At 69.8% G+C, this 20,144-nt stretch carries 21 protein-coding genes and 1 tRNA gene; 4 read left to right on the forward strand and 18 right to left on the reverse strand.

The window, feature by feature from the left end:
* Positions 1–5: 5 nt before the first annotated feature.
* The 6 genes from ACXKZB_RS13420 to ACXKZB_RS13445 are packed head-to-tail and all read right to left on the reverse strand — an operon-like array spanning position 6 to position 5,331.
* Complete coding sequence (locus tag ACXKZB_RS13420) at positions 6–884, reverse strand: glycosyltransferase family 2 protein (protein ID WP_488823449.1); 879 nt, start codon at positions 882–884, stop codon at positions 6–8.
* Positions 881–1,477: a D-glycero-alpha-D-manno-heptose-1,7-bisphosphate 7-phosphatase gene (locus ACXKZB_RS13425; RefSeq protein ID WP_488823450.1), complete on the reverse strand. Its 597-nt coding sequence runs from the start codon at positions 1,475–1,477 to the stop codon at positions 881–883. The genes ACXKZB_RS13420 and ACXKZB_RS13425 overlap by 4 nt, the downstream gene beginning before the upstream one ends.
* On the reverse strand, positions 1,461–2,435 hold the full coding sequence (locus tag ACXKZB_RS13430) for a GHMP family kinase ATP-binding protein (protein ID WP_488823451.1): 975 nt from the start codon (positions 2,433–2,435) through the stop codon (positions 1,461–1,463). The genes ACXKZB_RS13425 and ACXKZB_RS13430 overlap by 17 nt, the downstream gene beginning before the upstream one ends.
* Complete coding sequence (locus tag ACXKZB_RS13435) at positions 2,432–3,064, reverse strand: D-sedoheptulose-7-phosphate isomerase (protein ID WP_488823452.1); 633 nt, start codon at positions 3,062–3,064, stop codon at positions 2,432–2,434. The genes ACXKZB_RS13430 and ACXKZB_RS13435 overlap by 4 nt, the downstream gene beginning before the upstream one ends.
* 34 nt (positions 3,065–3,098) lie before the next feature.
* Positions 3,099–3,902, reverse strand: a complete 804-nt coding sequence (locus ACXKZB_RS13440) for a sugar phosphate nucleotidyltransferase (RefSeq protein ID WP_488823453.1) — start codon at positions 3,900–3,902, stop codon at positions 3,099–3,101.
* Positions 3,886–5,331 carry an oligosaccharide flippase family protein gene (locus tag ACXKZB_RS13445; RefSeq protein ID WP_488823454.1) on the reverse strand — a complete coding sequence of 482 codons (1,446 nt, stop codon included), beginning with the start codon at positions 5,329–5,331 and terminating at the stop codon, positions 3,886–3,888. The genes ACXKZB_RS13440 and ACXKZB_RS13445 overlap by 17 nt, the downstream gene beginning before the upstream one ends.
* 161 nt (positions 5,332–5,492) lie before the next feature.
* On the opposite strand from ACXKZB_RS13445, the gene ACXKZB_RS13450 reads away from it, so the two are divergent.
* Together ACXKZB_RS13450 and ACXKZB_RS13455 are read left to right on the forward strand one after the other, a co-directional pair.
* Entirely contained in the window at positions 5,493–7,064 is a 1,572-nt protein-coding gene (locus tag ACXKZB_RS13450; RefSeq protein ID WP_488823455.1) for an ABC transporter permease, read from the forward strand.
* A gap of 146 nt (positions 7,065–7,210) precedes the next feature.
* Entirely contained in the window at positions 7,211–7,888 is a 678-nt protein-coding gene (locus ACXKZB_RS13455) for an ABC transporter ATP-binding protein (protein WP_488825900.1), read from the forward strand.
* Positions 7,889–7,947: 59 nt separating this feature from the next.
* Here ACXKZB_RS13455 and ACXKZB_RS13460 read toward each other — a convergent pair whose 3' ends face one another.
* The 6 genes from ACXKZB_RS13460 to ACXKZB_RS13485 form a co-directional block, all read right to left on the reverse strand.
* Positions 7,948–8,895 carry a TolB family protein gene (locus ACXKZB_RS13460; RefSeq protein WP_488823456.1) on the reverse strand — a complete coding sequence of 316 codons (948 nt, stop codon included), beginning with the start codon at positions 8,893–8,895 and terminating at the stop codon, positions 7,948–7,950.
* A gap of 129 nt (positions 8,896–9,024) precedes the next feature.
* Positions 9,025–9,864, reverse strand: coding sequence for a carbohydrate ABC transporter permease (locus tag ACXKZB_RS13465; RefSeq protein WP_123313829.1), 840 nt, complete (start codon positions 9,862–9,864; stop codon positions 9,025–9,027).
* Entirely contained in the window at positions 9,857–10,852 is a 996-nt protein-coding gene (locus tag ACXKZB_RS13470) for a carbohydrate ABC transporter permease (protein WP_340195930.1), read from the reverse strand. Before ACXKZB_RS13470 ends, ACXKZB_RS13465 begins: the two co-directional genes overlap by 8 nt.
* Before the next feature lie 178 nt (positions 10,853–11,030).
* The gene (locus tag ACXKZB_RS13475) at positions 11,031–12,332 is read right to left on the reverse strand and encodes an ABC transporter substrate-binding protein (protein ID WP_488823457.1); all 1,302 of its coding nucleotides are present in this window, start codon (positions 12,330–12,332) and stop codon (positions 11,031–11,033) included.
* 105 nt (positions 12,333–12,437) lie between these two features.
* Complete coding sequence (locus tag ACXKZB_RS13480; RefSeq protein WP_123313832.1) at positions 12,438–13,583, reverse strand: Gfo/Idh/MocA family protein; 1,146 nt, start codon at positions 13,581–13,583, stop codon at positions 12,438–12,440.
* Positions 13,580–14,326, reverse strand: coding sequence for a sugar phosphate isomerase/epimerase family protein (locus tag ACXKZB_RS13485; protein WP_123313833.1), 747 nt, complete (start codon positions 14,324–14,326; stop codon positions 13,580–13,582). Before ACXKZB_RS13485 ends, ACXKZB_RS13480 begins: the two co-directional genes overlap by 4 nt.
* Before the next feature lie 145 nt (positions 14,327–14,471).
* Between ACXKZB_RS13485 and ACXKZB_RS13490 the strand changes: the two genes are divergently transcribed.
* Positions 14,472–15,683 carry an ROK family transcriptional regulator gene (locus ACXKZB_RS13490; RefSeq protein WP_185021454.1) on the forward strand — a complete coding sequence of 404 codons (1,212 nt, stop codon included), beginning with the start codon at positions 14,472–14,474 and terminating at the stop codon, positions 15,681–15,683.
* 67 nt (positions 15,684–15,750) lie between these two features.
* Positions 15,751–16,434, forward strand: coding sequence for a YqaJ viral recombinase family protein (locus tag ACXKZB_RS13495; protein WP_488823458.1), 684 nt, complete (start codon positions 15,751–15,753; stop codon positions 16,432–16,434).
* Positions 16,435–16,443: 9 nt separating this feature from the next.
* On the opposite strand, the gene ACXKZB_RS13500 is transcribed toward ACXKZB_RS13495, so the two are convergent.
* The 6 genes from ACXKZB_RS13500 to ACXKZB_RS13525 all read right to left on the reverse strand — a co-directional run bounded on the left by ACXKZB_RS13500 (position 16,444) and on the right by ACXKZB_RS13525 (position 20,013).
* A complete protein-coding gene (locus tag ACXKZB_RS13500; protein WP_488823459.1) occupies positions 16,444–17,052 on the reverse strand; it encodes a Pr6Pr family membrane protein in 609 nt (202 codons plus the stop codon).
* A gap of 100 nt (positions 17,053–17,152) precedes the next feature.
* On the reverse strand, positions 17,153–17,842 hold the full coding sequence (gene rplA / locus ACXKZB_RS13505; RefSeq protein WP_111084260.1) for a 50S ribosomal protein L1: 690 nt from the start codon (positions 17,840–17,842) through the stop codon (positions 17,153–17,155).
* 90 nt (positions 17,843–17,932) lie between these two features.
* Positions 17,933–18,364: a 50S ribosomal protein L11 gene (gene rplK, locus ACXKZB_RS13510; protein ID WP_022906459.1), complete on the reverse strand. Its 432-nt coding sequence runs from the start codon at positions 18,362–18,364 to the stop codon at positions 17,933–17,935.
* 144 nt (positions 18,365–18,508) lie between these two features.
* Complete coding sequence (gene nusG / locus ACXKZB_RS13515) at positions 18,509–19,522, reverse strand: transcription termination/antitermination protein NusG (RefSeq protein WP_488823460.1); 1,014 nt, start codon at positions 19,520–19,522, stop codon at positions 18,509–18,511.
* A gap of 119 nt (positions 19,523–19,641) precedes the next feature.
* Positions 19,642–19,905: a preprotein translocase subunit SecE gene (gene secE, locus ACXKZB_RS13520; protein WP_228504884.1), complete on the reverse strand. Its 264-nt coding sequence runs from the start codon at positions 19,903–19,905 to the stop codon at positions 19,642–19,644.
* 35 nt (positions 19,906–19,940) lie between these two features.
* Positions 19,941–20,013 (reverse strand) — tRNA-Trp (locus ACXKZB_RS13525).
* Between the last annotated feature and the right edge of the window lie 131 nt (positions 20,014–20,144).

Here is a 20,144-nt window from a genome sequence, read left to right on the forward strand (position 1 = left end):
CTCGGTCAGGTCGACGTCGGGGTCTTGCCGGCGTAGCGCTCGAGCCACCCGACGAGCGTGCCGAGCCGGATCGCCGCGGCCCGTCGGTGCGGACGCCCGAGTGGTGCTCGGAGGAGTGCCCAGCCGGTGGCGAGCACGTGCCGGACGACGTCGCGCGGCACCCACCGTGCACCGCGGTCGCGGTGCTTGTCCACGAGCACGTGGTCCCATCGGGCGTAGTGCCGGTTGTTCCGGAACAGCTCCATCGTGCCTCGTCGGAGGCGGTACTGCACGCCAGCGGTCGGCTCGAACCGAGTGGGGTAGCCAGCAGCGGTCGCTCGCCACCCGAGGTCGATGTCCTCCGCAGCACCGAGCGCGACATCGAAACCCCCGGTCGCCTCGAGCACGCTGCGCCGCATGCCCAGGTTCGCCGCGGACAGGTGCGGCAGGTACCCGAACCGCACGACGGGCCAGGCTTGTTCCGGGGCTTCCCACATCCACGGTTCGTTCAGTGCGTCGTGGCGGAGGGGTCCGGTGCAGACGCCCGCGTGCTCGAGCCCGCGGAGCATCCCGTCGATCCAGGTCTCCGACACGACGTCGTCGGCGTCGCAGAACAGGACGACGTCGGTGTCGAGTGCCCGCCACCCGGCGTTGCGGGCGGCACTCGCTCCGCGCACGGCCGAGGAGTCGATCGCCACCGCGGTCCAGCCCTCGGGCCAGTCGACGGCGTCGATCAGGGCCTCGACCAGGTGCACCGGTTCGCCGTTGCAGCTGACCACCAACGACACCGGCCCCTGCCGGGTCTGTCGAGTGAGCGCCTCGAACTGCGGGCCGAGTTCGACCGTGGTGCGCTGCCCGACCGGGATCACGACGCCCACGGTCACCGCGGATCCGCCCGCGCTCATCGTCCGGCTCCGTGCGACTCGGAGGCCGTCTGCCCGACGAGTCCGGCGGCCATGGCGACACCCGCCGCCGGGGTCGTCCCGGCGGGTCGGACGTCACCGACGAGGACCCCGCCCGCGAGGCCGGCGGCGCGACCGCACTCGAGGTCGGAGCCCCGGTCGCCGACGATCCAGGACCCGGCGAGCCGGATGCCGAACCGTTCGGCTGCGGCCAGGAGCATGCCCGGTCCGGGCTTCCGCCACGGATCGTGGTCACCCGGCATCCGCGCACTCGCGATCACGACGTCGAGATCAGCGCCGAGCGCCTGCATGGCACTGCGGATGTGCTCGTTGACGGCGTCGAAGCCCGACCAGTCGTACCAGCCGCGGGCGATGCCGCTCTGGTTGGTCACGACGGCGATCGGAGTGCCGGATCGCCAGGCCGTCGCCGCCGCATCGAGCGCGTCCGACAACAACGTGGTGCGGTCGAGCGAGCCGACGTGCCCGTGGTCGACGATCAGGACCCCGTCGCGGTCGAGGAACAGGACGTCCGCGCCGAGGAGCGGTCGGTCGGTGAACCGCTGGACCGACCGGTGGCGGTCACGCGACGCGGACACGGGTGCCCTGCTCGGAGAACGCGAACGGGACGACCCGGTCGGCTCCGATGTCGCGGACGAAGAGCGCTCGGCGCTCCGGCGGGACGACGAAGAGCATGTGCCCACCGCCCCCGGCGCCGAGGAGCTTCCCGCCCGTTGCGCCGAGTGTCCGGCCGTGCTCGTACAGGTCGACCACCGCACTGGCGGTCGTTCCGAGGACCTGCGCCTTGAGCGTCCAGGCCTCGTGCAGCGCTGCGCCGAAGGAATCGGTCCTGCCGGCGGCGAGCTCGTCGCCCATCTCGCGGGCCATCTCGACCATCCGCGTCACGCGGGTCCGGGACCCACCGGGTCGCACCATCGTGCGGGACTGCCGGGCGAGCTGCGACCCGGCGTCGCGGCCGATCAGCGTGTCCACGAGGACGAGCGATGCCTCGAGGTCTGCACGGGCCGTGGCCGGCATGCAGATCGCCGTGGTGGTCGTCGATCCGTCGGTGCCGAAGTCGTACCGGCGGAGCCCGCCGTGCGCCGAGGCCGTCTGGTCCTGCAGGCCGACTGCGCGACCGCAGCGGACCATCTCGATCTCACTGGCGGTCGCCGCCAGCTCGGCGGGGTCGAGTTCTGCGCCGCGGAGTGCGGCGAGCGCCGCGACCAGGCTGGTGACGACCGCTCCCGACGTACCGAGACCAGTGCCTGAACTGCGGACGTCCGAGTGGATCGACACGTCGAGTGGCACGCCGGGGTCGTCGTTGAGCAGCGCCTCGCGCACGAAGTCGTGCTCGATCGCCGCCGGGCTGTCCGCTGTCTGGACGCCGTCCGTGACGACCCGGACGCCCCCGCGGGCACGGGGGCGGAGCACGGTCTCGATCGCGAGGTCGATCGTGGTGCTGACGACGCACCCCGGCTGCTCGGAGAAGTACGCGGGCAGGTCGCTCCCGCCGCCGAAGAAGGACACCCGGAGCGGGGACCTGGCGATGATCACGAGCGGGCGTCCTGCACGCCGGCGACGAACGCGCGGGTGAGGGCGTGGTGGTACGCGACGTGGAAGTCCTCGATCACGTCGATGTCGCACGAGGGCACGACGGCGGCGACCTCGACCAGGTCGAGGATCGGCGGCAGGCCGTGCATGGCACCGGTGAAGCCGAGGGTGACCGCGTTCCGGTCGCGGGCGAACTCGAGCGCGCGGAGCACGTTCGGCGAGGCGCCCGACGCGCTGAGGCCGAGGACCACGTCACCGGTGCGCAGGAGCACGCGGAGCTGCTCGAGGAAGACGTCGTCGTGGTCGAAGTCGTTGCCGACCGCGGTCATCATCGCGGCGTTGTCGGTGAGGGCGAGGATCCGGAGCCGGTCGAGCACGGGGGCCAGCGGGTCGGCCTGCCGCGTCGGAGCGAGGCTCTTCGCGAGATCGGCGGCCATGTGGCTGGCGAGCGCGGCGCAGGCACCGTTGCCGAAGACGAAGACCGTCCGACCGTCGCGGTGCGCCTCGACGAGGACGGCCGCGATGCGCGCGATGTCCTCGACCGGGAACCGGCGCGCGAAGCGGTCGATCTCGGCCGAGTACGCCTCGATGATCGCCGAGGTTCGGATGTCGGGGGCGGTGGTCGTGGTCATGGCAGTCCTTCGTTCGGGAGTACGTCCAGCATACCTATTGCACATGCTGCATATCAATACGGGATCGGACGGCAGCGGCGAACGCACCGGCGTACCCGTCAGGCGAACCGGTCTCGTGCCACTCGCCGCCGATCTCGGCTGCCTGCACTCCTCCGACGCGAGCGACCTCGGCCAGGGCGGCGCTGAGGTAGAGCTCGCCGTCGGCCGCCGGCGCCGTCGATCGCAGGGCGTCGAGGACCTCGGTCGTCACGACGTACCCCCCGACCGAAGCCAGCCCGTCGGCCGGCGGGTCGGTGGGCTTCTCGACGAGGTCGCGCACGGAACCGTCGGCTGCCACCCGCGCCACACCGCACCGACGGAGCGCTCCCCGTGCGGCTCGGACGACCGCGATCGTGGGTCGCCCGGTGTCCCGGTAGCGGTCGAGCACACCGCGCGTCCGGTTCGCCCCGAACACGACCTCGTCACCCCACAGGACGACGAAGGGCTCACCGACGAGTCGCGCAGCCGCCGACAGGATCGCACCACCGTTGCCCGGGCCCGCGTCCTGTGGGCACAGTTCCAGCACGACACCACGGTGGGCGAGTTCCGCCTGCAGGACGGTCGTCACGTAGTCGTTCAGCGCCGTCTTGTCGGGCCGGGTGACGATCACGATCCGGTCGATCCCGGCATCGACGAGTTCGTCGAGCACGATGTCGAGCGTCGGCCGGTCACCGAGCGGCAGGAGCTCCTTCGGGACCGCGCGGGTCAGGCGGCCGAGCCGCGTCCCCCGTCCGGCTGCGGGGAGCACCGCGGTACGGACGGGAGGAACGGTCGACGGGCGGTCAGACGCTGGCGTCATGGGTGGAGCCTTCCTGGACGGAGGGGCGGGCGGGGTGCCGGCGCAGGCGATGCCGGACGGCCGGGAACGCGCACGCCACGAGCACCGCGGTCGCCATCCCGGTCACGCCCGGCACGACGACGGACCAGACGAGCGTCGTCGGGAGAGCGGTCCGGACGACCTCGGCGGCGATGACGGCGGCGGCGGAGCCGACGACGGCGGGTACGACGGGGACCACCAGGTCGCGGAGGCGCAGCGTCGATCCCCGCGACGCGACGAGGAAGGCGGGCCCGACCAGACCGAGGCAGGCGGCGGCGAAGGCGGCGGCCATCCCGCGCACGCCCCACGTCGCACCCACGACGAGGGCGGTGATCACGACCGGTTGCGACACGAGCGCCCACCGGACCTGCGTTCGAGCGCGGCCGCTCGCCACGAAGAGCCAGACCGCGACGAAGCCGAGCGCCTGAGCAGCGCCGGCGACGGCGAGGAGGGGCAACAGCTCGGCGGATCCGAGCCAGTCCGGCCCGAACAGCAGCAACACGACCGGCTCAGCCAACAGCCCGAGCAGCGCGAGCAGCGGCCACGCGAGCAGGGTCACCGTCCCGACGAGCTGCCGGTACCGACGTCGCAGATCGACCTCGGTAGCCGACGCCAGCGCCGGGATGGCCACCCGCTGCACCGCCGCCCCGATCTGGTCGAGTGGGAGCGTCATCAGCTGCACCGCCTGGACGTAGAGACCGGAGGCGGCCGGACCGAACAGGACCGCGACGAGCACACGGTCACCCGCACGTGCGACGAGGGAGACGAGCTGCACGAGCGAGACGTCCCGCGCGAGCCCGGCCATGGACCGGACCTCGGCCCATTGCGCGGCGGTGCCCCGCGGCACGGCGCGGACCACGACCACGCCGACCGCGACGGCGACCCACAGGACCACGACCTGGGCGACCATGGCGATCGGTCCGGCACCGGCGGACGCGAGGACGATCGACACGACGGCACCGAGGACGACCGCGACCGACTCGATCGCCACGACCCTGGCCATCTCGTGCCGACGCGCCATGCCGGCGACCGGGACCGCCACGAACCCGGCGAGCGGGAAGGCCGACGCCACGACGAGCAGCAGCGTGCCGTACGGCGACCACGGCAGGACCACGAGGACCGCGAGACCGGCGCTCCCGACGACGGCCGCGAGCAGCCCGCTGACCAGGGTGCTCGCCCGGTGCAGTGCGACCGTGACGGCGGCCGACTGGTCCCCCGACCGCAGCACGACGGCGGCGAACCCGCTGTTGCGGACGAGTTCGAGGACGATCGCCAGCGACAGCACCGCGGCAGCCGTGCCGTACGCATCGGGGCCGAGCAGTCGTGCGACGACGACGTTCGCCGCGATCTGCACCGCGGCCCGCGCGGCCGTGCCGGCCAGGCTGAACAGTCCGCTCCGCACGATCGTCACGTATTCCACATATCACACGACAGGGGAACGACCGATGGCTTAGACGGCTCACAGGCTGCCGATGGGGCGGCCACTGACCGGCTGCCTACGTTCTCCTCCGTCGGCCCCGCCGTGCGCTCTGCACGGCCGGTGACCCCAGCCGGCCACCACCGAGGAGAACCATGTTCCTGACGTACCTCAGGCGCGAGCTCACGAACCGCAAGAAGCAGACCGTCATCATCGCGATCGGCATGGCGTTGGCCATCGCCCTCGTGGTCATCGTGTCCTCGATCGCCGGCGGCGTGAAGGCCGCGCAGTCGAGCGTGCTGCAGTCCGTGTACGGCGTCGGCACCGACATCACCGTCACGAAGACGACGACCCCGAGCGCGTCGGGCTCCGGTCGGCCGAGCTTCGACTTCGGCAGCCAGAGCGGCGGCGACAGCGACAGCAGCGGTTCGACCGACCTGTCGCAGTCGCGGCTCGCCGTCGCGCGCGGCACGAGCACACTCAGCGCCGCCAACCTCACGACCGTGACGGGCACCGACGGCGTCGAGGCCGCGACCGGTGTGCTGACCCTCGAGAACAGCACGTTCTCCGGTCAGGTCCAGCAGTCCACCGACGGCAGCAGCACGGACAGCAGCAGCTCTGACGGCAGCAGCACGGACAGCAGCAGCTCTGACGGCAGCAGCGCGGACAGCTCCACCCAGCAGGGCCCGCCGAGCGGCGGCGGCTTCGGCGGCGGCTCGTTCGACGTCGACTCGTTCACCGTGACCGGCATCCCGGTCTCCGGCGACGCCGTCGGCCCCCTGACCAGCACCGAGCTCACGAAGGGCCGGACCTTCACGGCGAAGGACGCCGGCAAGGACGTCGTCGTGCTGGACGCGTCCTACGCGAAGAGCGAGTCGAAGGCCGTCGGCGACACCGTCGACATCGGCGGCACCGACTTCGAGGTCATCGGCATCGTCACCTCGACGGGCTCGTCGTCCACGACCGGCTCGAACACCTACATCCCCCTCGACACCGCACAGGCGCTGGCGGACCTCGACGGCAAGGTCACCTCGATCTACGTGTCCGCCGAGTCCTCGTCGGACGTCAGCGCGATCAAGTCCGCCCTGCAGCAGAAGCTCACGACCGCCACGGTCTCGACCGAGTCCGACCTGGCGTCGAGCGTCTCCGGTTCGCTGAGCACCGCGTCGAGCCTCGTCTCGAACCTCGGCACCTGGCTGTCCATCGTCGTGCTGGCGGCGGCGTTCCTCATCGCGATCCTCTTCACGATCTCCGGCGTCACCCGACGTACCCGCGAGTTCGGCACCCTCAAGGCCATCGGCTGGTCGAACGGCCGCATCACCCGGCAGGTCGCCGGAGAGTCGCTCGTGCAGGGCCTCATCGGCGGTGTCCTCGGCGCAGCAGCCGGCCTGATCGGCATCCTCGTGGTGAACGTCATCAGCCCGACCATCTCGGCGAGCGCCTCGACCACGACGGGCGGTGGCGGCGCAGGTGGCGGCGGCATGCCCGGTGGCGCGGCGACCGCGGCCGCGGGCAGCGGCACCACGGGCGGCGCTCCGGCCGGCGGCTTCGGCGGCGGCGCGAGCACCGCGTCGACGACCGACGTGGTCCTGCACGCCCCGGTGACGGTCGAGGTCATCCTGCTGGCGATCGGACTGGCGATCCTCGGTGGCCTCATCGCCGGCGCCCTCGGCGGTTGGCGCGCGAGCAGGCTCCGTCCGGCCGAGGCCCTGCGGAGCGTGGCCTGATGCCCGGGCCCGCCACCGACACGACACCGACCACCGGCCCGCACGCCGGGCCCGCACCGATCCCGAGCACGCGACCAGAAGGAGCGACCGTGACCAGCACCGACACCGCAGCCGGCCAGGCGGAGGCGAGCCGCGCCTCCAGTCCGATGTACCGGCTGACGAACGTCAGCAAGACGTACGAGCAGAAGAACCGGACCGTCACCGCCCTGACGAACGTGGACCTGACGATCCCGCAGGGACAGCTCGTGGCGATCCAGGGTCCGACCGGCGGCGGCAAGTCGACGCTGCTGCAGATGCTCGGGGCGCTCGACCGGCCGACGGCCGGGTCGATCCACCTCGGTGGCGACCGCGACGTGGCGAAGCTCGGTGACGGTGCGCTGACCGACCTGCGGGCGACCGAGATCGGCTTCGTGTTCCAGAGCTTCAACCTCATCCCCACGCTGACGGCGCTCGAGAACGTCGAGACGGCGTTCGCAGGCTCGCTGGCGAACCGTGCACGCTCCGAGATCCGCGAGCGGGCCACGGCTGCGCTCCGGGAGGTCGGGCTCGGCGAGCGGATGGAGCACCTGCCGGCCGAGCTCTCCGGTGGGCAGCAGCAGCGCGTCGCGATCGCCCGCGCCCTGGTGAAGAACCCCAGCGTGCTGCTGGCGGACGAGCCGACCGGCGCGCTCGACGAAGGCACCCGCGACGAGATCATGGGGCTCATCGAGAAGCAGTGGAAGGAACGCGGGCTGACGGTCGTCATCGTCACGCACGACTCGTGGGTGGCGAAGCGGGCCGAGCGTCGCCTGCACCTCAAGCAGGGGCAGGTGCGCGAGGTCTGAGGTGACCCGGGTCTCGCGGTGGGGACGGTCCTCGTGGCCACGAGCCCGAGGACTGTCGCTCAGACCGAGTCTCGTCCCACCGGGTAGTCGCAGTACGCGAACCACCGCGAGTCCGGCGACCACGGCGGGACGTTGACGGTGCCCTGACCGCCGTCGAGCACGACGAGGGTCTCCGGCACCGGCATCATCCGGGCTTCGCGGACGAGCACCCCGGGCAGCAGCCGAAGTTCCACGCGGTGGTCGGCCGGGTGGCCCTGCACGCCCGGCTCGTACGACAGGTAGAGCAGGCGTTCGCCGTCCGGCGAGACGTGCGGGAACCAGTTCACCCGGTCGTCGTTCGTCAGCCGCACCGGATCGATCGACCCCGGCCGAAGGGAGACGAGCTGTGCGGTGCCGGGCGTGAAGCGCTCCGAGTTCCACACGAGCACGTCGCCCGCGAACGACACCCCGTCGTCGGCGTGTTCGTCCCTCGTCAGGAACGTCGGCTCGCCGGTCGCCGGGTCGACGAGTGCGACGTCGGTCGTCCAGACGCCGTCCGTGGTCCGCTCCCCGACGATCGCCGCGAGGGTCTCCCCGTCGGCTGCAATGCCGTGCAGGTAGAACTTCCGGAGGGTCGGCAGGGCGGTGGTCACGTCGGTGAGCGTCGCCGCCGCTCCCCCGGCGGGCACCGGGACCCGGTAGAGGTCCCCGTCGCGCCCGCTCACCACGACCGAGGTGCCCGACGGGTCGAGCACGTGGTCGTTGTTGATCTCGGGGACGCCGGGCATCGACACCCGGACCAGGGCGGTCTCGTCGAGCACGGTGTCGGTGTCGGGAGCGGGCAGCGGCAGCAGCCAGAGGTCGCCGTCACCGTTGAGCACGAGCGTGTCGGCGTCGAGGACGTTCGGCGCCTCGACGAGCACCGTCCTCGACTCGAACACCAGCCGCGATGTCCGCGACGCCATGTCGTACACGTGCACCCGGCTGGTCTGTCCCGGCAGCAGTTGCCGCCCGCGCGCTTCGCTCATGGGTCCCATCCTGCCGGGCCGCCTCGGACTGGTCCGCGAAAGCGACAGATCCCCGCCGAACATCGGCGGGGATCTGTCGCTTTGGCAGAGCTGCAGCTGGAGCTGGAGCTGGAGCTGCAGGTGGAGCGGCTACTTCACCGCGCCGGCGGTCAGGCCGGCCACGAACTGCCGCTGCACGATGAGGAACGCAGCCACCACCGGGATGCTCACGACGAGGCTCGCCGCCATCACCTGGTTCCAGTAGACGTTCGTCTGCGTCGAGTACTGCTGCAGACCGACCGCCAGGGTCGAACCGAGGCCGTTCGTCATGACCGAGGCGAAGAGGACCTCACCCCAGGCCGTCATGAACGAGTAGATCCCGACCGCCACCAGACCCGGGCGGGCCGAGGGCAGGATGACCCGGAACAGGGCGCCCATCGGGCCGGAGCCGTCGACCATCGCGGCCTCGTCCAGCTCGCGCGGGATGGTCTCGAAGTACCCCGCGAGCATCCAGATCGAGAACGGGAGCGTGAACGTCAGGTAGGTGATGATCAGGCCGAGCCACGATCCGACGAGCTGGATGCCGAGCGTGTTCCCGAGGTTCGTGAAGATGAGGAACAGCGGGAGCAGGAACAGCACGCCGGGGAACATCTGGGTGGAGAGCACCGCGGTGGTGAAGGTGCTCTTGCCCTTGAAGTTCCAGCGCGAGACACCGTAGGCGGCGAACGTCGCGATGATCAGCGAGAACACCGTGGCGACCGTGCACACCACGAGCGAGTTGATGAAGTACCGGCCGAGCGGCACCGTCGACCACATGTCGATGAACGGCTGGAAGGTGATCGTCGTCGGGATCCACGTGAAGTTGTCCTGCACGTCACCGAGGGGCTTGATCGCCGTGGTGATCATCACGTAGAGCGGCACGACCGTGAAGAGGGTCAGGACGATCAGGGTGATGATCTTGAAGGACTTGGCGCCAGTTGTCTCACGCACGGACGGACCTCCGGTTGGTCACGGCGAGGTAGATGCCGGTGACGACGAGCAGGAAGAGGAGGAGCAGGACGCTCATCGCGGCACCGGAACCGAAGTTCCAGGTGATGAACGACGCGTTGTAGATGTGGAAGCTCAGCAGGTCCGCGGCCGGGGGCTGCGCGGTCGAGCCGAACAGCACGAACGGCGTGTTGAAGTCGTTGAAGGTCCAGAGGAACATCACGAGCACGAGCGTCACGTTGACCGGGCGGACCATCGGCAGCGTGATCGAGCGCCACTGGCGGAACGGCTTCGCGCCGTCCACCGATGCAGCCTCGTAGACGTCGTTCGGGACGGACTGCAGGCCGGCCATCAGCATCAGGAACGCGAAGGGCCAGGTCTTCCAGATCGCCACGACCACGACCGCGACGAAGGCGTTGTTGCCGATGAGCCAGAACGGGGCGTTCCCGCCGAACAGTCCGAGTTGGTCGACCAACAGGTGGTTGAGCGCTCCGGAGTCACGCTGGAACATGAACTTCCAGGTGATCACGCCGGCGTACATCGGCAGCGCGTAGGGCACCAGGAACAGGGTGCGGAAGAGCCCGCGACCCGCGAACGGCTTCTGCAGCGCGACGGCCGCGGCCATGCCGAAGGTCCAGGAGAGCCCGACGACCAGGACCGTGAAGGCACAGGTGATGAGGAACGAGTTGAGGACCCCGCGGCCGATCGCCTGGTCGAAGTCGATGGCGACCTGGTAGTTCTTGAACCCCGCGAAGGGGGCGGCGCCCCAGTTGGCGATGAAGTACTTGGTGAGCTGGATGAACGAGATCCAGATGCCGGTGAGCATCGGGACGATGTGGATGAGCAGCTCGAACAGGATGGCCGGCGCGACGAGCGCGTAGGGCAGCCAGTTGCGCTTGCGCTTGCGACCTGGCGGACGGCCCGACAGCGTCGAGCCCTTCGTGTGCGTCAGGTCGATGCGCTCCGCATCGGGCAGGACCGTCGTGGACATGGGCGGGGGCCTTTCGGCAGGAGGAGGGTCGGGTGCTTCGCACCCCGGTCCGTGGCAGCGGACGGGAGGCGCGGTGTGCGTGAGACGTGAGGCTCACTGCCGGCGGTTGGCCGGCCCTGGGGCTGGGGTGGAGGCCCGGGGCACGTCCAGCAGACGTGCCCCGGGCCTCCGGATCGGGTCAACCGACCGACTGGGACACCTGGTCCTGGGCGGTCTGCAGGGCCGACTTGATGTCGGCCTCGGAGACCTTGGAGCCGGTCGCGATCTGGGCGAACATGTCGTTCATCGCCTTGCCGACCGTGGACTCGAACTGGTCCTCGGCGGGCACGAGCGGGAGCGGCTTCGCCTTGTTGTTGTAGATGTCGAGGAACGTCTTCGTCTGCTCGTCCGTGACGGAGTCAGCAGCCTCGGCGAGCACCGGCAGAGCCGAGTACGGCTTGTCCAGCGTCGTCTGCGTGTCCATGTCCGTCATGTACTTGACGAACTTGAGCGCGCCGTCCTTGTTCTTCGTGTTCTTGAAGATCGACAGGTTGATGCCGGCCGGGAACGAGGCGATCTGCTCGCCACCGGTCGGTGCGGGCAGGGCGACGACGCCGTACTCCGACGACTTCATGCCGAGCGACTCGATGGTCGCGTTCGCGTTGTTCTGGTTGAGGATGAACGCGGCCTTCTTCTTGGCGAAGTCCGTGGTGGACTGCGTCGCGTTGTCGTACTGCGCGTTCGACGGGTTCGCGACCTTGGCATCCTGCATGAGGTCGAGGTAGCGCTTGATGCCATCGACGTTCGCCTTCGACGTGAAGGTCGGCTTGCCGTCCTTGTCGAACCACTCGCCACCGTTCTGCGCCGAGTTGATGAAGGCGAAGTGCGAGTTCTCGGTGTACGAGCCGCCCGCGAGGCTGAAGCCGTAGGTGTCGCCCTTGGTCAGCTTCTTCGCGTCGGCGACCATGTCCTCCCACGTGGTGGGCGGGGTGATCCCGGCGTCCGCGAGCATCTTCTTGTTGTAGTACAGGCCGTACGCGAGGCCGTAGAGCGGCACGCTCGTGACGGTCTCGCCCGGGGCGCCACCGGTGGAGAGCGCGACCTTGCCGAACTTGTCGGCGCCGCCGATCGCCTTCATCTCGGCGTCGCCGTACTCCTGGAACGCACCGGTCGCCTGGAGCGAGGTGGCCCAGGTGTTGCCGATGTTGACGACGTCCGGGCCCTGGCCCGAGGTGACGGCGGTCTGGATCTTCGTCTGCAGGTCGTTCCAGCCGATGACCTGGAGGTTGACCTTGATCCCGGTCTCCTTCGTGAACTTCTTGAGGACGGGGGTCAGCACCTCCTTGTCGTTCTGGAGCGACGTGCCCTGGTTGGACGCCCAGTAGGTGAGCGTCTTGGAGTCGCCGGAGGAACCGGACGATCCGGAGGAGCAGGCTGCGAGGCCGGTCACGGTGAGTGCGGCGGCCGCGGTGATGGCCAGTGCGCGGATGGCAGTGCGCATGACTCTCTACTTTCTCGTCGTTGAGATGGTGCAGGGATGGAGCAGGGGTGCTGCGAGGTGGATCTGTCGGGTGCTGCTGTGGTGTGCGGGACGGACCCGGGCCGGTCAGGCCAGGGTCTGCTCCGCGGGGTCCCAACCCTCGGGGAGGGTCTGGGAGGGCGACACGGTGCTCTCGACGAGCACCGCCTCGCCACGTTCTGCCGCCTCGGCGATGGAGACCATCACGTCGAGGACGTGGAAGGCGAGCGCACCGGGGACCCGGTTCTCGTCGCCGGCGCGGAGCGAGCGGGCGAGGTCGACCACGCCGGTGCCGCGCGAGTACGTGGAGCCGACCGCGGGGATCGTCTCGGGCTCCTCGGCGCCGAGCGCGTACAGCTCGGTGTCGCCGTCGAAGTTGTTCGGGTCCGGGAACACGACGGTGCCGGTCTCGCCGGCGATCTCGACGACGCCCGTGCGACCGCGGTCCGACTCGAACGAGAAGACGCTCTGCGCGCTCCCGCCGTCCTCGAACTCGATCAGCGCGGAGTGGTTCGTCGGGACGTCGACGGGGAACTCGGTGCCCGCCTTCGGGCCGGAGCCGATCGTGCGCGTGGCGCGGGACTTCGACGCCGTCGCCGTGACCTTCTTCACCGGACCGAACGTCTGCACCAGGGTGGTGATGTAGTACGGGCCGATGTCGAACAGCGGGCCCGCGCCGTAGGCGAAGAGGAACTCGGGACTCGGGTGCCACGACTCCGGGCCGGGGCTCTGGAAGAGCGTCAGGCCGTTGAGCGGCTTGCCGATGCGGCCGTCGCGGATGGTGCGGAGCGCGGTCTGCAGGCCGGCACCGAGGAAGGTGTCCGGCGCGACGCTGACGGTCTTGCCGGCGGCACGGGCGGCGTCGCGCAGCTCGGCAGCGCTCGAACGGTCGAGGGCGTAGGGCTTCTCGCCCCACACGTGCTTGCCGGCGGCGAGGGCCTGCAGCGCGACCTCGACGTGGGCGGCGGGGATCGTCAGGTTGACGACGATCTCGATGTCGTCGTCGGCCAGGAGCTCCTCGACGGTGCCCGATCCGGGGACGCCCCACTTCTCGGCCTGGGCGGCTGCGCGCGGCAGGTCGATGTCGGCGATGAAGCGGACCTCGACGTCGGGGAAGACGGTGAGGTTCGACAGGTACTGGTCGGAGATGACCCCGGCACCGATGACGCCCACGCCGACGCGGCCGGTGCGGGTGCTGCTGTCGACCGCTGCGGTCGTGGTGGTGTCGGTCATGCGCGTGCCCCCTCGAGGAACGTGTAGGAGTCGGCGACGGCCTGGAACACGTCGCCCTCGTGGCCGTCGAGCTCGACGACGTGCAGCGCATCGGGCGCTGCGGCGAGGATCTCGCGGATCGGCATGATGCCGTTGCCGACGGCGACCTGCTTGTCGTCGTCGTGCGATCCGTCGCCGTCCTTGACGTGCAGGAACTCGATCTTGTCGCCGTACTTGCCGATGATCGCCACCGGGTCGTCGCCGCCGACCGTGACCCAGTAGGTGTCGAGCTCGAGCACGACGTCGTCGGACAGTGCGTCGGCGAAGACCTCGTAGGCGCTGACGCCGTCGATGCGGTTCGAGAACTCGAACGCGTGGTTGTGGTAGCCGAGGACGAGGCCGTGGTCGGCCGCACGCGGGGCGAGGGCGCTCAGTTCGCGGGCGATCGCCTCGACGTCCTCGCGGGTGGTCCAGCGGGCCTCGTCGATGTGCGGGTCGATCAGGGTGCCGAGCCCGGCGGTGACGCTCGCGTGGAAGATGCGCTCGAGGTCCTGCTCGCCGGCGTCCAGCAGCCGTGCGTGTCCGCTCGGTGCGGCGAGGCCGGCGTCGCGCAGCGCGGCGGCGAGTTCGTCGGCGTTGTCGACGAAGCCGAAGGCCTCGACGTTCGTGTAGCCGATGTCGGCGATGCGCTGGAGCGTGCCGGGCAGGTCGGCCGAGAGGGCGTCGCGGACGGTGTAGAGCTGAACCGAGATCGGTTGGGTCACCTGGGGGTTCTCCTCGTCGAGATGGTGCGGTCGTCACTGACCGAGCGTCACACTATGGCCACTTCTGTCGGCGGTCAAGCAGAAGTTCGAGGAACGTCGACGAACTTCGTTGCGTGGCGCGTTCGATGTGTGCTTCACTCCCCACATGGTCGACTTGACTCGGACGGCAGCGTCGCCTCCGGTCGGGACGAGCGAGCTCTTCCAGATCCTCCGCGACGGCGTGCCGCGGACCCGGGCCGAGCTCGCCGCACTGACGGGACTCGCACGCTCCACCATCGGCGTGCGCCTGGACTCCCTCATCGAGGTCGGTCTCGTCGGCCCCGTCGACACCGCCGTCTCCACCGGCGGACGGCCGCCGGCGCAGGTGGCGCTGAAGCCCCGCGCCCGGCTCGTCATCGCCGCCGACCTCGGAGCCTCGCACGGCCGTGTCGCCGTCACCGACCTGGTCGCCGCCCCGCTCGCCACCCGCGAAGCGCGCATCGACATCGCCGCCGGCCCCGTGGAGACCCTGTCGTGGCTGGTCGCGACCATCGACGAGCTGCTCGACGAGGTCGGCCGCGCCCGACAGGACGTCATCGCCATCGGCATCGGCGTGCCCGGTCCGGTCGAGTTCTCCACCGGACGACCGGCGAACCCGCCGATCATGCCCGGGTGGGACGGCTTCGACGTGCCGTCGTGGCTCCGTCAGCACATCGCCGCACACGTCCTGCTCGACAACGACGTGAACATCGCGGCCCTCGGTGAACGGGAGCACGGATGGCCCGACGTCGACCACCTGCTGTTCGTCAAGGTCGCCACCGGCATCGGGTCCGGCATCGTGTCGGACGGCGCGCTGCGACGGGGTGCCCAGGGCACCGCGGGCGACATCGGCCACGTCCGGGTCTCCCGCGCCGGCGACGTCCCCTGCCACTGCGGCAACACCGGGTGCCTCGAGGCGGTGGCCTCCGGTCCGGCGATCGCCCGCGCCCTGCGCGCGAAGGGGCACGACGCCCACACCGGCGCCGACGTCCTGGACCTGGTGAACCGGTCCGACCTCGACGCGATCTACGCCGTGCGCCAGGCCGGCCGCGACATCGGCGAGGTCCTCGCCACGTGCGTCTCGCTCATGAACCCGTCGGTGATCGTCCTGGGCGGCTCGATCACGCAGGCCGGGGAGCACCTGCTCGCCGGCGTCCGCGAGGTCGTCTACTCACGCTCGATGCCACTCGCCACCGAACACCTCGTCATCGCCCAGTCGCGTGCGGGCTCGCTCGCCGCGCTGCAGGGAGCAGCGGCGCTGGCGATCGGCTACGCGCTCTCCCCCGCCGGGGTCGACGAGCTGGTCGCCTTCGCCGAAGGGCGCGAGCTCGTCTCCTGACGTGCGCGCCGCGGCCCGTGAGCGCGTCGGATTCGGTCCTGCCGGTGGTCGGGGGGAGAATCATCGGGTGACGATCGTGCAGCCCACCCTGTGGGGCGACCTGGACCCCGGTCTGGAGGACGTGCCTGCCTCCGCCACGCCGGTCGCGGTTCCGGGGCGGGACGCGTTCACCGCCCTGCGCAGCCACACCGAGCGCATCGTCGCGCACTCGTCGGACCGCTTCGCATGGCTCCGCGCCCGCGCCGCGGGCATCACCGCGACCGACGTCGCACGACTCGCATCGCTCCGCGCGGTCGAGGCCGTCGTCGCCGAGAAACGCTACGGCTCACGGTTCTCCGGCAACGCGTTCACCGAGCACGGTAAAGACCGCGAGCCGCACATCGCCGCCTGGGTCGCGGCCACCCACGGCATCCAGCCGTCGGCACACCTGTTCCACGCGGCAGCGAACCGGGCGCACCTCGCCACCCCAGACGGCGTCGGTGTCCAGGGCTCACGCGTCGTGCTCGCCGAGATCAAGACGACCGCGAAGGGCTGGCGGAGCATCCCCCGGCACTACCTGCGGCAGATCTGGTGGCAGCAGTACGTGCTCGGCGCCGACCGCACCCTGTTCGTCTGGGAGCGCCACGACGGCTTCGTCCCCGTCGCCGACGAACCCGAGTGCCGGTGGGTCGACCGCGACGACGACCAGATCCGCGGGCTCGTCCAGCTCGCCGACCTGGTGCTCGACAAGCTGCGCGACTTCCGCTCGTAGCCCGTCCGCTCAGACCTTGACCAGGCGGAGCCGGCTCATCCCGACGACCAGCACGCCGAGCAACCCGATCGAGACGCCGACGCCGACGCAGTAGATCGCCACGACGCCGTAGCCCTGCGCCGGGTCGAGGAACGGGTACGGTACCCAGCCGTCGGTCGCGCCGCGGATCAGGATGACGATCGTCCACACCGCCGGGTAGACCAAGAACCACCACACGTGGCGGAGGAGCAGCTTCGACCGGTCCGAGAACAACAACCAGTCGAGCACCGCGTACGCGGGGATGACCTTGTGCAGCACGTCGTTCGACCACTGGACGTTCGCCGACACGTCGACGTTCGTGAGCAGGGTGTTGTAGACGATGCCCGTCGTCGCGATGTACACCGTCCCCGCGCCCCGCAGCAGGCTCACCCGCAGGTCACCGCGCTTCCGCCGAGCCGACGCGACGAGGGTCACCGCAAGGGCCACGGCGATGATGCCGTTCGACTGGATGGTGAAGTACCCGAAGAAGTTCCACGGGTTGTAGTCGGCCGTCTCGGAGCTGACGAGCCACTGGGCGACGATCGCCACGACCACGGCGATGACGGCGATCAACCGGAGCGAGTTGACGAGGGTGCGCACGCCACCACGCTACCGGGGTGCCGGTCCCGCAGATGCGGAAAGGCCCGCACCGTTTCCGGTGCGGGCCTTCCTGCGGGTCAGGGACCCGGAGTCAGTGGACTCAGATGCTGTTGACGTCCAGCGGGATGCCGGGGCCGAAGGTCGTCGAGACGGCGCCCTTCATGACGTAGCGGCCCTTCGAGGAGCTCGGCTTGAGGCGGTTGATCTCCTCGAGCGCGGTCGAGATGTTCTCGTCGAGCTGCTCCGGCGTGAACGAGGCCTTGCCGACGACGAAGTGCACGTTGGCGTGCTTGTCGACGCGGAACTCGATCTTGCCGCCCTTGATGTCGTTGACGGCCTGCGCCACGTTCGGGGTCACGGTGCCGGTCTTCGGGTTGGGCATGAGGCCACGCGGGCCGAGCACCTTGCCGAGACGACCGACCTTGCCCATGAGCTCGGGCGTCGCGACGGCGGAGTCGAAGGCGGTGTAGCCCTCGGCGACCTTCGCGATGAGCTCGTCTCCACCGACCTCGTCGGCGCCGGCTGCGATGGCGGCCTCGGCCGCTGCACCCGTCGCGAACACGATGACGCGAGCGGTCTTGCCCGTGCCGTGCGGCAGGATGACCGTGCCACGGACCATCTGGTCCGCCTTGCGCGGGTCGACGCCGAGCTTCAGTGCGACCTCGACCGTGGAGTCGGTCTTCGCAGAGCCGGTCTCCTTGGCCAGGGCGACTGCCTCGGTCGGGGTGTAGAACTTGTCGGCCTCGATCTTCGCGGCCGCGGCTTCGTAGGCCTTGGACTTCTTCGCCATGGTGGTCTCCTTGCGAGATACGTGGTTGACGAGCCGGCGCGGCTCTCCCACGGAAAGGTGTCTGGGTGTGGGCCGGAGCCCGATCGGTGCTTAGGCCTCGACCGTGATGCCCATCGAGCGTGCGGTGCCGGCGATGATCTTCGCGGCCTGCTCGATGTCGTTGGCGTTCAGGTCGGCCTGCTTGGTCTCGGCGATCTGACGGACCTGGTCCATCGAGATCTTCGCGACCTTGACCGTGTGCGGGGTCGCGGACCCCTTCTGCACACCAGCAGCCTTCTTGATGAGCTCAGCGGCCGGCGGGGTCTTGAGGACGAACGTGAACGAACGGTCCTCGTAGACGGTGATCTCGACCGGCACGACGTTGCCACGCTGCGACTCGGTCGCCGCGTTGTACGCCTTGCAGAACTCCATGATGTTGACGCCGTGCTGACCGAGTGCCGGACCGATCGGCGGGGCCGGGTTGGCGGCTCCCGCGTTGATCTGCAGCTTGATCAGGCCCGTGACCTTCTTCTTCGGTGCCATGACTTGTCTTCCTCCTGGAATCGAACGCACGGGGATCCGTGCACTCTCCCGCTGGTCCGGCCGTTCCGGACCGCGGTGAAGGCCCACACGCACGAGGCGTGCGGGCCCAAACTCGATGAGTCTACCCGAACGGGCAGACCTGGACTAGAGCTTCGTGACCTGGTCGAAGCTGAGCTCGACCGGGGTCTCGCGCTCGAACAGCGAGACGAGGACGGTGAGCTTGCCGCTCTCCGGCTTGATCTCGGAGATCGAACCGGGGAGGCCCGCGAACGAGCCCTCCTTGATGGTGATCGTCTCGCCGACCTCGAAGTCGACCTCGGCCGCGGGCTGCGCCTGCAGGGAACCGCCGGACTTCGAGCCACCCTTGGACGGGGCGGCCTCGGCGACCTGCACGAGGGACTTGAGCATGCCGAACGCCTCGTCGAAACGGAGCGGCGTCGGGTTGTGCGCGTTGCCGACGAAGCCGGTGACGCCGGGAGTGTGCCGGACGACCGACCACGAGTCTTCGTTGAGGTCCATGCGGACGAGCACGTACGAGGGGATCCGGACGCGGGTGACCAGCTTGCGCTGCCCGTTCTTGATCTCGACGACGTCCTCCATCGGGACCTCGACCTGGTAGATCGAGTCCTCCATCGACATCGACACCATGCGGTTCTCGATGTTCGACTTCACGCGGCGCTCGAAACCCGCGTAGGAGTGGATGACGTACCACTTGCCCGGCTTCATCCGCAGCTCGACCTTGAAGGCCTCGTACGGGTCGACCTCGGCCTCTTCGGCGTCGTCGTCCTCGGCGTCGATGGCTTCGTCGGCGGCGAGGGTCTCGTTCGCCTCTTCGGCGGTCTCGGACTCGAGTTCGATCTCTTCCTCGTCCTCGACGGCCTCCACCGCGGCCTCGGCCTCGTCGGCGGAGTCGATCTCGAGGGCGTCCTCGACGACGGCGTCGGCCTCGGGGTCCTCGGACTCCTGCAGCGCGGTCAGCTCCTCGTCGATGCCGAGGGACTCGTCGTCCTCGGACTCGACGGAGATCGCGCGCTCCTCGGCGGACTCGGCGGAGCGCTCCTCGCCGGTCTCGACGTCGCCTTCCTGGTTCTCCTCGACTTCGGAGGACTGCTCGGCAGCCGTCGCGAGGTCGATGTCGTCGCGGGAGTAGTCAGACACAGTCGATTCTTTCCGTTCGGTGGTGCGGGTCGGGATGGCGGACGGTCCTGGTCACGATCGGCTCCGTCTCGGGCGACCGTACTCCACGGGACTGCCGCACAGGGCAGTCGACGTCCGGGTCAGGCCGTGGGCCCGTTGCCGAAGACGTACCCGACGCCGAGACCGAACACGAAGTCGAGGATCGACACCAGGATCATCATCACGACGACGAAGACGAGCACGACCAGCGTGTAGCTGAAGAGCTCCTTGCGGGTCGGCGTCACGACCTTGCGCAGCTCGCCGATCACCTGACGGATGAAGAGCACGATGGCAGCGATCGGACCCCGGCGCTCGGCCCGGTCCTGCTTCGCCTTGGCGACGACGTCGTCCGCCGTCGTCTCCATGTCTTTGCTCGCCAACTTCTACCCTTCCAGAGTTGCAGGGCGGACAGGACTCGAACCTGCAACCTGCGGTTTTGGAGACCGCTGCTCTACCAATTGAGCCACCGCCCTTCAGAGCACGTCCGTCACCGATCGTGTTCCGGTGGTCGAGTGTACGGGAGTCCGTCACACGGTGTCCACTTGGCCCCCTCCACGGCGTGCCGCGCCGATAGGCTGGGACCCGTGAGCACCGCAGCCCCTGG

Source organism: Curtobacterium sp. ABR8, assembly GCF_057812125.1.